Annotated in this window: 7 protein-coding genes and 1 pseudogene; 4 read left to right on the top strand and 4 right to left on the bottom strand. The window is 43.4% G+C overall.

What is annotated here, in order from left to right; translation table 11 throughout:
* Window positions 1–26: 26 nt before the first annotated feature.
* Complete coding sequence (locus JMX96_RS10250) at window positions 27–4,874, bottom strand: NAD-glutamate dehydrogenase (RefSeq protein WP_201568924.1); 4,848 nt, start codon at window positions 4,872–4,874, stop codon at window positions 27–29.
* Between the two features lie 458 nt (window positions 4,875–5,332).
* Between JMX96_RS10250 and purD the strand changes: the two genes are divergently transcribed.
* Both purD and JMX96_RS10240 read left to right on the top strand, forming a co-directional pair.
* Window positions 5,333–6,649, top strand: a complete 1,317-nt coding sequence (gene purD, locus JMX96_RS10245; protein WP_201569097.1) for a phosphoribosylamine--glycine ligase — start codon at window positions 5,333–5,335, stop codon at window positions 6,647–6,649.
* Window positions 6,650–7,098: 449 nt separating this feature from the next.
* Window positions 7,099–8,493 (top strand): ABC1 kinase family protein, encoded by a 1,395-nt coding sequence (locus tag JMX96_RS10240; RefSeq protein ID WP_201568923.1) that lies wholly within the window; start codon window positions 7,099–7,101, stop codon window positions 8,491–8,493.
* A gap of 134 nt (window positions 8,494–8,627) precedes the next feature.
* On the opposite strand, the gene JMX96_RS10235 is transcribed toward JMX96_RS10240, so the two are convergent.
* The gene (locus JMX96_RS10235; RefSeq protein ID WP_201568922.1) at window positions 8,628–9,302 is read right to left on the bottom strand and encodes a DUF938 domain-containing protein; all 675 of its coding nucleotides are present in this window, start codon (window positions 9,300–9,302) and stop codon (window positions 8,628–8,630) included.
* Window positions 9,303–9,491: 189 nt separating this feature from the next.
* Here JMX96_RS10235 and JMX96_RS10230 point away from each other — a divergent pair, with 189 nt between their 5' ends.
* Together JMX96_RS10230 and JMX96_RS10225 are read left to right on the top strand one after the other, a co-directional pair.
* Window positions 9,492–9,683 carry a DNA gyrase inhibitor YacG gene (locus JMX96_RS10230; RefSeq protein ID WP_101205915.1) on the top strand — a complete coding sequence of 64 codons (192 nt, stop codon included), beginning with the start codon at window positions 9,492–9,494 and terminating at the stop codon, window positions 9,681–9,683.
* 40 nt (window positions 9,684–9,723) lie between these two features.
* The gene (locus JMX96_RS10225; RefSeq protein WP_201568921.1) at window positions 9,724–10,905 is read left to right on the top strand and encodes an aspartate aminotransferase family protein; all 1,182 of its coding nucleotides are present in this window, start codon (window positions 9,724–9,726) and stop codon (window positions 10,903–10,905) included.
* 120 nt (window positions 10,906–11,025) lie between these two features.
* Here the strand turns inward: JMX96_RS10225 and JMX96_RS10220 are convergent, their stop codons facing one another.
* Window positions 11,026–11,925, bottom strand: coding sequence for a LysR family transcriptional regulator (locus JMX96_RS10220; protein ID WP_057760292.1), 900 nt, complete (start codon window positions 11,923–11,925; stop codon window positions 11,026–11,028).
* 233 nt (window positions 11,926–12,158) lie between these two features.
* Window positions 12,159–12,762: pseudogene (locus tag JMX96_RS10215) on the bottom strand (DNA polymerase III subunit gamma/tau); the annotation flags it as partial.

Raw genomic sequence — 12,762 nt, 5'->3', positions numbered from 1 at the left:
GACAGTTTCGGGTTGATATTACTTCATTACTTAGTAACTAAACCACTAAGCTCACTCATCAATACTGACAACGTTGACAGACCGATTTGACCTTCTTCATCGTTACTGTGTAGCTCATCCAACTTATTCATCTCTGTGGTGACTGCTGCAAGCTGATCGACGTGTCTTGCTCTCCATTCACTAAATGCTTGCTTAGCATCTGGTTTTGAGAGTACCGCATCCATCAATAGACGCAAGCTGCGTGACAACTCGTTCACTAACGCATGACGTGCACGGCGATCCCAATAATCTTGCTGTGGTAGGTTCGCAATATTTTCCATCATCCAGTCTAATTGCAATACTTGATAAGCTTCAAAGTATAAAGTTGCAATCTCATCGACAGGACGCTCGTATTGCTCAGCAAGCAATGCAGCATCAAGCGCATCGACATGATACGGTAGCATCGCAAATAACGTAGCGTCATTATCAGACAGCTCTTTTTGCATCAAGCGTTTGGTATCTTCTTGCAGATACTGTGCAAATTGCTGCTCGATAAAACCACTTGGCTTGGTTAGTTTTTCTACACTTTCACTGAAGCGGCTAATCATATCAGCGACTTGCAAGTTTTGACCGAAGGCATTGATAAACCAAACCACACCGCGCTCAAGTGAATCCCGTAGACGTAGCTCAAGGTTCAGCAGTAACGTCGCCTCAACTTGATTGTCTAGGGCTTCAAGTGCTTTCCAAGCGCGCGATACGTTGAATACATCACGGCTAATCGCATAACCACGTACGATAGTGGCTAGTGATTGATCGGTTTCCTCAAAGAGACGGAATAGCGCTTCAATACCTAAACGGTTGACCACACTGTTGGTCAAGTAAGTACTGATAATCTCGCGATGCAAACGGTGCTCAGTCATCTCATCAAAGAAGCGTGAAGCAAGTTCATCTGGGAAGTACTTACGTAGCTCATTGATAAAGTACGGATCATCTGGTAAATCAGACAATAATAGATTGTCATAAACCCACATCTTGCCATAAGCTAAGACCACTGCCAGCTCAGGATTGGTCAGACCAGTATCCGCTTTTTGGCGCTTCGCAATTTCTTCATCTGATGGTAGATACTCAATCGCACGATCCAGACGCCCTTCACTCTCTAGCATCTGAATAAAGCGTTGATGATCGCTCAAGTTGGCTGCTGCGCGGATATGGCTCAGCTCAATCGCTTGTGGTTGCAAGTAGTTTTGACGCAGTACCAGTTCTGCTACGGTGTCAGTCATACTCTCAAGCAGCTCATTACGTTGCTTGAGAGTCATGTCGCCTTGCTCGACCACTTTGCCAAGTAGGATTTTGATATTGACTTCATGATCCGAGCAGTTAACACCGCCTGAGTTGTCGATTGCATCTGTATAGATACGGCCGCCCGTTTGAGCGTACTCGATACGACCTTGCTGGGTTAGACCTAAGTTACCACCTTCACCAACAACAGCTGCGCGTAGCTCATTACCATCGATACGCAGCGAATCATTCGCACGGTCGCCCACATCAGCATGCGTTTCGTTTGCACTTTTGACATAAGTACCGATACCACCATTCCAGATAAGATCGACAGGTGCTCGTAGTAACGCACTGATCAAATCATTCGGTGCAAGGCTGTCTTCACTGATATCGAAGAGCGATTTCATCTCAGGGCTGATAGCGATGGTTTTGTCTTGGCGTGAGAATATACCACCACCTTGACTGATCAATGATGCTTCATAATCTGCCCATGATGAGCGTGGTAACTCAAATAAGTGTGCACGCTCAGCGTATGAGGCCGCCGTATCTGGATTAGGATCAATAAAGATATGCAAATGGTTAAAGGCAGCAACTAGTTTAGTATGTTTTGATAGCAGCATGCCATTACCGAAAACATCCCCACTCATGTCACCAATACCAACAACCGTAAAGTCATCACGATTTTGGATGTCCATACCGCGCATACGGAAGTGGCGTTTGACCGACTCCCAACCACCGCGAGCTGTGATACCCATTGCTTTATGGTCATAACCTACTGAGCCACCTGATGCAAAGGCATCATCTAGCCAGAAGTTGTACTCTGCTGCTAGCGCATTGGCTATATCAGAGAAGGTAGCTGTACCTTTGTCTGCCGCAACAACCAAGTACGGATCGTCTTCATCATGGCGTACCGTATTGGCTGGCGGGACGATGTTGCCATCTACAATATTGTCTGTGACATCAAGCATGCCACGTAAGAATGTCTGATAACAAGCGATACCTTCTGCTTGGAATGCCTCACGACCATCAGCCATGCTCTTGGTTTTTACAATAAATCCGCCTTTAGAGCCCACAGGGACGATTACTGCGTTTTTGACCATTTGTGCTTTGACAAGGCCAAGTACTTCAGTACGGAAATCTTCCATACGATCTGACCAGCGCAGACCACCACGAGCGACTTTGCCGCCACGTAAATGTACAGCTTCGACGCGTGGTGAATACACAAATATCTCAAACATTGGCTTTGGTTTAGGCAAGTTTGGAATGTCTGCTGCCAAGAACTTAAATGACAGACGATCTTTACGTTGACCATCACTATCGACTTGATAGAAGTTGGTACGCACCATCGCATTGATCAAATCTAAGTACCAGCGCAAGATACGATCTTCGTCTAGACTATCGACATCTGCTAGCGCCGCTGTGATTTGCTCTTGAATGGTAGCAGCCTTCTCTTGGCGATCTTCTTCGCTATACTTAGGATTCATACGTGCATCAAACAAACTACCTAACGCGACACTGATATCACTGTTTTTGACCACAGTTTGCTGAATATAAGCACTCGAGAATGGCGCACGTGCTTGCAGCATGTAGCGAGACAATGCACGCAATACGACGACATCATAAGTATCGAGCTTGGTCGTTAGTACCAATTCATTGAATGAATCGCTTTCAACGCGACCTGCCCAGATTTGCTTGAGGCTGTCTTCGAACTGACCACGCACGACTTGCATATTGACCGTATCGACATGCTCTAGGGTCAACTCATACTCTTGCATCCAGATAGGTTGCTCTGGCAAGTCAAACTCATAAGTCTGTGCTGAAATAACTGATACACCAAAGTTTTCAAGTATTGGTAGTACTTTTGACAAGATAACCGGCTGCTCGCGACCGTACAGTTTTAGATGGAGCTGGTTACGTGCATCGCCTGTCGACTGGTATAAATGCCAAAGCATTGGTTGCTCTGCGGTCAGTCCCGCCAAACGCTTCGTATCTTCGACTGCAGTACGAGCATCGAAACGCTCTTGGTAGGCAGCAGGGATATAGTTTAAGAAGCGACGATTTAAAGCGTTGGCTTGTTGCTCACCCACATTGTCGAGTAGCATCTTTTGATAATTATCATCCCATGATTGCATGAGTGCTGATAATTTGGCTTCAAGTGTGGCGATATTGACGTCATTTACTTGACCAGGCACGGTACGTACGTGAACGTGTACACGAGCATGCGCAGATTCATTGAATTCAGTAGTAAACCCTGAAGACATACCGTTATAGGCGTCTTTTAAGACGTTTTGTACTTTGATACGTAGCTCGGTGTTGAACTTATCACGCGGGATATAGACCAAGCACGAAACAAAACGCTGATAATGGTCAATACGGCTAAATAGACGTAAGCTCTTCTTGTCTTGTAGTTGAGTAATGCCCGAAACAATTGGGTATAGCTCTTCGACGCTGGCTTGGAACAAATCATCACGTGGTAAAGTGTTAATCACATGCATCATCTTATGATGAGCGTGACCGTCACGTGGCAAGTCTGCCATCGCCATGATTTTATTGGCTTTTTCGCGCAATAGCGGTATTTGCTGTACAGTCAGCTGATAGGCTTGTGACGTAAGCAAACCGATAAAGCGGTATTCACCAATTAGATTACCGTTGTCATCGAACTTATGAATGCCCAAAAAGTCCATATATACTGAACGATGCACAGGTGATACACGGCTTGATTTAGACAGCATCAACACGCGCGGCTCAGTCAATAATTGCTTTAAGCCTCTAGGCAATTGGCTAAAGCTTTCCGATAGCTTGTCTTTTTCAGAACCACGTAATAGACCAAGGCCACTGTTACCTATTGCGAATAAATCCAAATCGGTCGGCTCAGAAGTCACTTCGATAGACTGACCACCTTCTAAGCGGTATTCACGATATCCTAAGAATATAAAGTGATCGTCTAAGATCCAATCTAAAAATGCTTGGATTTCTTGTTGTGAGTAGAATACTTCTGGTAGCGGCTTAGTTGAAAGCTCAGTTTTGATGTCATTCAACTGGGCACGCATCTGTTTCCAGTCACCAACGACTGTATCAAGCGTGTCAATTTTTGACATCAGCATCTGTTGCAGCGCTTCCAAGCCTTCGTTGTCTTGGTAAGCAATTTCACAATGAATCAATGACATATGTGAGGTGGCACTTTCATGTGCGCCTTCGATATGCGTAATATCACCATTGTCATCACGCTCAACACTGATAATGATGTTGTAAGTACGATGAACATCGATACCTTCAGCTTCTAGGCTCATTAAAATCGTATCAACTAAGAATGGTCTATCATAAGCTGCGATTTGAATGACAGTGTGCGAGCTGTGAAAGTGCTGCTCTTCTGCTGCTGGGTTTAGTACTGTCAGCTGCGGCTTGCTGCCGTCGTAAGCTTTGAGTAGTGTAAAGTGATGTAGCGCCATGCCCGCCAAGTCAGCATTACTAATCGCCTCTGCAGTTTCTTGATGCAGCGGCTGATAATAGCTATGAATAAAATGATCAAATAGCGATTTGTCTTTTTGTACATAACTGGTAGCAATATCGCTTATCTGGCTAATGCGCTCTTTTGCGATACTGAGGGAGTTTGGCATTTCCTGCGTCCTTTTTTTATAGATTTGGTTTAACATTTATTTATTTAAGTTTATCGATTTAGATTGACTACTGTTACTGCATATTCATCATTGGTGCAACGGTGCAGTATTTCCATTCACGCGACTTATTTTATTTTTATAACAGTTAGAAATTTTCTCCTTTTTTGCTCTTATTTTTTATTAATATGTAGCCATCAGAATTTAATACTACCAATATAGTGAAGTGTAACGCACATAAGGCGCGAGCTAAAGTGTACAACATCATTTCATGAATCAGCGATGTGTCGATAACCTTTACTAATGAGACAATGCATTTTTAGACATCGATATGGATGATTCGGTGCTGGCAGGCGGATACTCATGGTAATTGAAGGCGTTTTTTTGTTAGAATATGCCAACATATTTAAGAGCGTACGACTCGCTCACTATTAACTTTAATGCTAAGGGCAAAAGGTATGATGAATATTTTGGTGGTTGGCTCAGGTGGTCGCGAACACGCATTGGCATGGCAATGTGCAAAAGATGACAATGTAAAAAATGTCTACATCGCTCCTGGTAATGCTGGCACCGCCCTTGAGCCTAAATGCCAAAACGTTACGCTAGAGTCTACCGACGCTGACGCAGGCGAGCATAGTGCTGTTATCGCGTTTTGTCAAAATAATGATATCGACATGGTAATTGTTGGTCCAGAAGCGCCTCTGGTTACGGGTATTGTTGATGCTTGTCGAGAAGCAGGTATCAAAGCATGGGGCCCAACAGCATACTGTGCACAGTTAGAAGGCTCAAAAACTTTTGCTAAAGAGTTCATGGAGCAAAACAATATCCCAACCGCTGCTTATCAAGGTTTTACCGACGCAGTCGCTGCAAAAGCCTATGTCGATGAGCAAGGCGCGCCTATCGTTATCAAAGCAGACGGCCTCGCTGCAGGTAAAGGCGTCATCGTTGCTGAAACGATCGAACAAGCACATGAAGCTATCGACGATATGTTAGCGGACAATAAGTTTGGTGATGCTGGCAGCCGCGTGGTTATCGAGCAGTTTTTACAGGGTGAAGAAGCCAGCTTTATCTGCATGATTGATGGTGATAACATCTTACCAATGGCAACCAGCCAAGATCACAAACGTGCTTTTGAAGGCGATACCGGTCCAAACACTGGCGGCATGGGTGCCTACTCCCCTGCTCCAGTTGTTACCAGCGATGTTCATACCAAAGTCATGCAGCAAGTGATACAACCAGTAGTCGATGCCATGAAAAACGCAGGCCATCCTTATACTGGATTCTTATACGCTGGTCTCATGATTGATAAGGCAGGCGATCCGTATGTCATCGAATTTAACTGCCGCTTTGGTGATCCAGAAACGCAGCCTATCTTAATGCGTTTACAGTCATCAATGGTCGATTTGGTCGCACAAGGCTTGGCAGGTCAATTACCTAGTGAAGCAAAATGGGATGCGCGCCCTGCTCTAGGTATCGTTGTCGCATCAAAAGGCTACCCTGAAACTTCGTCTAAGGGTGATGTGATTGCTGGCTTGCCAGAGCTAGATCCTAATAACGACAATGCTGTTAAAGTTTTCCATGCTGGTACGGCACTTTCTAACGATAATGATAAAGAAGTCGTTACAAACGGCGGGCGTGTATTATGTGTAACTGCGTTAGCAGATAGCATTTCTGATGCTCAGCAAGCAGCATTAGCAGTCACCGCTGCTATCAGTTTTGATGGTGCTCAGTACCGCCGTGATATTGGTCATCATGCCATCACTCGCGAAAATGCTTAGCAGCTAAGGCATACTAAAAGACATATTGAGTAACGTCTTGGGCAATATTTTAGAGAATGCGAAGGTTTCGCTCAATATGTTTGATTAATAGTGCTTCTGTATTTTATAGCTCCATATCATTATTTGACCTAGCATCATGCTAGGTCTTATTTTTTAGTATCTTTTTAATACTAATCTATTGGCTATAAATAGATTTTTCTAAATTTTAATAGTCAGTAGACTTGCTAGAAAATTCTAAACATTTATTAATCATACTCAAATTAGTAAGCACCTATTTATTAATAGTTACCGCTAGATATTGGCTTACAAAGTAACTATCAATGGCCAGCTCAGGCTCATAAAACCAACGCGCTTTATATGATACAATTTTGTACCTGTGCATCACGTCTCCCTTGTATTGTAGGTTTCGAACCCGCAAATCAATACCAATTGGATGAATGATTATACTTATGGCAAATGATACGTCTAAACCTTTTAGCAACAAGCAATCAATCGACAGCCTAAAAACCTCAGGGTTTGATCGTCGTATGTCGATTGCAAAAACTTCTTTGAATATTGGTCGTCGTTGGGCGGGTAATAGCGTGTCTGGTATGTTCTTAAATAAAGAAGCTCGTACTGCACGCAATCAAGCGTTTATGGAAACTCAGGCAAATTATCTGGCATCAGAGCTAGGCAAATTGAAAGGTTCGGTCGTCAAGATTGGTCAAATGCTAGCGATTTATGGTGAGCACATACTGCCGCCAGAGATCACGCGCGCTTTGCAAACTCTCAATGATGACACAGCGACATTGACTTGGCCGACGATTGAACAAACATTACGCCAGTTACTGGGCAACAAACTAAACGAGCTAGACGTTGATCCTGTCCCCATCGGAACTGCTTCTCTTGCTCAAGTTCACCGTGCGACCGTACTCGCCACTGGCGAACAAGTTGTGTTAAAAATTCAGTATCCGGGTGTGGCAGACGCTATCAACTCTGATCTTGCCTTGTTCAAACGATTGTTAAAAGTAAGTAATATCGTTCCCCAAACACGCGCACTCGATGCTTGGTTTGAGGAAATACGTGACCTACTCCATCACGAAGTCGATTATGAAGCGGAAGCGGCTACGACAGAACGTTTTTACGAGCGTTTAATCGATGATCCTCGCTATATCGTGCCTAAGATTAATCGCACTTATTCTAAAAAACGCCTGCTATGTATGTCATACGAGCCAGGTATCACTGTGGTCTCGGAAGCATTGCAACTATTACCTCATGAACGCCGAAATGCCATTGGTCAAGCGGCCATAGAAATCATGATGCAAGAGATTTTTGTATGGGGTGAAATGCAGACAGATCCCAACTTTGGTAATTATTTAGTGCGTGTGAGCGAAAACGAAGAAGATATCGATAGATTGGTTTTGCTAGATTTTGGAGCGATTCGTCAGTTTGATGGTAACTTATTAACGATTGCTCGTGGTCTACTACGCGCGGGATATCGCCATGATCAGCAAGCAATGAGCATTGCTATGAAAGGATATGACTTTTTCGATAGCATGAGTAATAAAGTACGTTCGGATATTGCCTCGTTATTTTTGCTTGCTACCGAGCCTTTTAGTGATCCTGAGAAAAATACCAATATCCCTAGCGAATGTTTAGATGAACAGAATCGTTATATTTGGGCAAATAGTAAGCTACATTCACGCCTATCCACTACGGCCACACGTGCAATGCAATCTTTTGAATTTAATCTACCACCAAAAGAATTTATGTTTATCAGCCGTAAGTTTATCGGTGCATATACCTTTTTGACTGTTTTAGATGCGCATACCAACTCTAACAGTCTTGTAAAACCTTATTTATAAAATTTGCAAATTTTTAGCCGTTCTTTAGTGACGGCTTTTTATTATTTTAATTTTAACCGCTTAGGCTATTTTATATTTAATATCATTACCTTTACTGTACATCCCTGATATAAGTCCTATACTTACTTAGGCTATTATTTTTCGCTCATAGCACTTACCTGCCAATCGTCAAATCTTGTTTTATACCACTTCGGCTTACGAATACTTAGCTCCCAACATACTTCTTGTCGGGCAAGATATTTCACTTCGAAATGAGTGCGCTGACTGGTCGATGGTACTCGAGAACGTGTTGATGGTAGACACCACACTTTAGTTGCTTGGTGTTCTGCATTGTCCATATAGGATTCGATATTAGTGACTAATATCACTTCTCCGCCCACCTGCAAGCGTGATAATAAAAACTCAAAAAAAGGCATATTCAGCCATTGCTGATTTGGATTGTGCTGTTCAGGATTAGGATAAAGAATGAAGATTTTAGCCAAGCTATTTGGTTTGATTGCATGCACTGTCCATGCAATCGCATCCGCATGAATCGCGTCTAGGTTTGATAGATTTTGTAGAGTGGCCAATTTTGAGAATGCTTCAAATTTATTACGCGTGCGTTCAATGGCTATTAGATGCTTATCAGAATTTTGTGCGGCAAAGCTAAGTGCATGCTTACCCTTCCCTGCCCCAATCTCTAGCATCAACGGTTTTTCACTTTTATTGTCGTTAATTATATTTGGAATAATAAAGTCACGCGGTGCTGACAGTTTTTGTGGTTGAAAGGCACGCTCTTGCTGATGCGTGAGATCAATATTATCGGTCATCTACTATCCTTAAAGCATTTGTCTTTTGTCATTATTCGGCCCCATGCTATTATATAGTCAATCCAATTGAATAGTAATACAGCGACAGCAAGTACGCCTCGTTTCGTTGTAATTTAAATGACGGATGCGTTTTATACTTGTGCCGTATGCAACCGATAATAACAACATTTAGGACATTGCTCTTTTCTTATGACTGACTCTACTGCAAATACGCCCCCAAAGACCTACCCTTGTCCACGCTGCAGCACTCAGACGGCCTGGCAAGACAATAAATACAAGCCGTTTTGTAGCAGTCGCTGCAAGCTGATCGACTTAGGTGCCTGGGCAAACGAAGACTACACCTTACCTGCAGAAACCACGCCTTTTTCTGACGAGCTATAACCCACACTCTTATTCAATTATTATATCAAGGATGCTTTACATGTCTGCTACTTACCTGATGCCCACTTATAATCGTCAACCAATCAGCTTTACACGCGGTGCAGGCAGTTGGCTCTATACCAAAGATGACACGCCTTACTTAGATGCCTTGACTGGTATCGCGGTATGCGGCTTAGGTCACTGTCATCCACAAGTCACTGACGCGATTCAGCAGCAAGCAGGTACGTTAATCCATACGAGCAACTTGTTCGGCATTGATTGGCAAGAGCGTGCTGGAGAGATACTATGTACCGCCGCCCAAATGGACAGTGTGTTTTTTGCCAATAGCGGTGCCGAAGCCAATGAAGCTGCATTAAAGCTGGCACGTTTATATGCCTACAAGCAAGGTTTTAAACGTCCAAAAGTTATCGTAATGGAGCAATCGTTCCATGGTCGTACGTTATTATCTTTGTCAGCTACTGCAAATCCAAAAGCACGTGAAGGGTTTTATACATTAGATGAAGACTTTATTCGTGTGCCATTTGGCGATATCGAAGCTGTCAAACAAGCGGCCCAAGAACATGATGATATCTGCGCTATCTTTGTAGAGCCGATCCAAGGCGAAGGTGGCCTGAATACTGCAGCTAATGGATTCAATTATCTTGAAGAGCTGCAAGCGGAATGTGACGCTCATAACTGGCTATTTATGCTAGATGAAGTGCAAACAGGTAATGGCCGTACGGGTAAATACTTTGCTTATCAACACAGCAATGCTCGTCCTGATGTGTTGACGACAGCCAAAGGTCTAGGTAATGGCTTCCCAGTCGGTGCGTGCATGGTACGCGGCCGTGCCAATGGTCTGTTTGGTGCTGGTAGCCATGGGTCTACTTATGGTGGTACGCCATTGGCCAGCCGCGTAGTACATAGCGTATACGACGTGCTAGCAAATAGTAATATCATGGAAAACGCAGTGACTGAGGGTTTATTCATTAGAGAAAGTATCGTTGATACATTTGGCCAACATGGCGTTAGTAGTCGCGGTGCAGGTATGATGATTGGTATCGCGCTACCTGAAGATATGGATTGTAGCCAACTGGTAGATCGTGCCCGTGATGAGCAAAAGCTGATTATTAATGTGACGGGTGGTCATGTTGTACGTTTGCTACCGCCGCTTAACATGAGCCGTGATGAAAGCACACAAGTCGCTGAGCGTTTAATCAATCTACTAAAGCCATCATTTTAAAGCATGCTTCAACGTTAATAATAGACAACAAAAAAGCCTATAGATGATTCATTATCTATAGGCTTACTGCTTACTGCTTACTGCTTACTAAAAACGTTTCGTGCGTAGTGAGAACAACACTTAATTCGCATGGAAGTACTTTTTCAATACTTCTAGACAACGAGTGATTTTAGCTGGCTGTTGGTCGCGATTTAAAGTGACCGCATATAGCACAAAGCTTGGTAACTGATAGCCAGTCAACACTTCTACCAACTCTCCACTCTCAAGCTCTTTTTTGACGTCCATCTCTAGCATTCTAACCAACCCGTGACCTTCTTTAGCCAACGTCGTTGCCATGAATACGTTGTTGGTATAGATACGTGAGTTCATTTTGACACGCGTTTTTTTGCCAGTTTCAGTCTGAATCATATCGATCTGATTGGCATCTTTCATGATTTCAATACAGATTAATTGATGCTCAGCCAAGTCTTTAGGCGTATTTAGCTTACTGTGCTGACGCAAATACTGAGGTGAGGCAACCAATAGTTGGCGCACATCAGTCAATGGATGACTGCTCAGACTAGAATCATTAATCGATGGACTCATGCGAATCGCAATATCTATACGCTCGTCAATCATATCAATATAATGATTGTCAGCTAGATAAGTGACACTTAAATCATCATGTGCCGCCATCCACGTAGAGAGTGCTGGCAGTATGTGATTAACACCAAGCTCAGGGGTGGTCGATACACGCAAGCTACCTGCTAGCTCATCACGCAATTGATTGACTTTGATACGCCCTTGCTCCGCTGCACTGACGACATCTTTTGCCGCTTCATAAAAGCTCTCGCCAGCTTCTGTTAAGCTTAGCTTACGAGTTGAGCGATGTAGCAATACCACGCCAAGCTCGTTCTCTAGCGAACGAATTTGCTGACTGACTGCACTGGTTGTAATACCTAGCTCACGTGCTGAGCCACTAAAAGAGCCATGTCCGACCACACTGGCGAACACAGCCATACCGCGTAAATTATCCAACATATTCTCACCTAAACGTCATTTCAGTTTTTAATATAACTTAACCATTATAACGACTTTGCATTCATCTTATCGTTATCAAATGGTTCTCTCTTGTTTGATAAATATATTTTGACCCGTAATAAAAACAAAAATATCAAGGTGATATATTGCTATCACCTTGATATTTAATATAAAACTACGTTCAATATATAAATATACTTTTAGATATTTTGAGCAAACACTGCTCTAAAATCTCAATACAGCTGTACTTTGCCCATTTTCCCCTCACCGCGTTCAGTTAAATACTGCATTACTGGTGTTTTTAGTAATTTGGTTTCAGCAACGGTTTTCGCTTGCTCTAAACGTTTTTTCTGTCGGCGCTCTGGGGTTTTATCTTCGGTCTGCATGATACTACTATCAATTTTCAAGTCAATGTCAGCTTGCGTAAATTGCTGTTGTAGCTTAGCTGCCAATTGCTGAAAAGTGACCTGCAAATGCTTACTATCAACACTGGTCAAAAACGTGGCTTTACCATTGCATTGTCCAGTCATTGTGCCTTGTCGTGCTAGTGCTAGCTCATCTTGAGCTAATACCTCGCTTTCACGAGCAGTTTGCAACCAGTAGTCCCACTTTTCTGGATTCCACTCGCCTGTCAGTTCTTGAGGTGGACAACGCAGCAATGTGCGTGGATCTTCATCAGGGTGTGCTATTAACTGAGAATCATTTGCGCTAGGCTCAACAACTGGTTCAGGCTCAACAACTGGTTCAGGCTCAACAACTGGTTCAGGCTCAACAACTGGTTCAGGCTCAACAACTGGTTCAGGCTCAACAACTGGTTCAGGCTCAACAACTGGTTCA

It is taken from the genome of Psychrobacter sp. JCM 18900, from assembly GCF_904846625.1.
Classification (GTDB): Bacteria; Pseudomonadota; Gammaproteobacteria; order Pseudomonadales; family Moraxellaceae; genus Psychrobacter.
This window is presented reverse-complemented; position numbering and strand designations above follow the sequence as displayed.

Coding starts and splice junctions, on each gene's coding strand:
- JMX96_RS10220 (WP_057760292.1), bottom strand. CDS start 11,925: ATGTTGGATAATTTACGCGGTATGGCTGTGTTCGCCAGTGTGGTCGGA.
- JMX96_RS10240 (WP_201568923.1), top strand. CDS start 7,099: ATGGCAAATGATACGTCTAAACCTTTTAGCAACAAGCAATCAATCGAC.
- JMX96_RS10250 (WP_201568924.1), bottom strand. CDS start 4,874: ATGCCAAACTCCCTCAGTATCGCAAAAGAGCGCATTAGCCAGATAAGC.
- JMX96_RS10225 (WP_201568921.1), top strand. CDS start 9,724: ATGTCTGCTACTTACCTGATGCCCACTTATAATCGTCAACCAATCAGC.
- JMX96_RS10235 (WP_201568922.1), bottom strand. CDS start 9,302: ATGACCGATAATATTGATCTCACGCATCAGCAAGAGCGTGCCTTTCAA.
- JMX96_RS10230 (WP_101205915.1), top strand. CDS start 9,492: ATGACTGACTCTACTGCAAATACGCCCCCAAAGACCTACCCTTGTCCA.
- purD (WP_201569097.1), top strand. CDS start 5,333: ATGAATATTTTGGTGGTTGGCTCAGGTGGTCGCGAACACGCATTGGCA.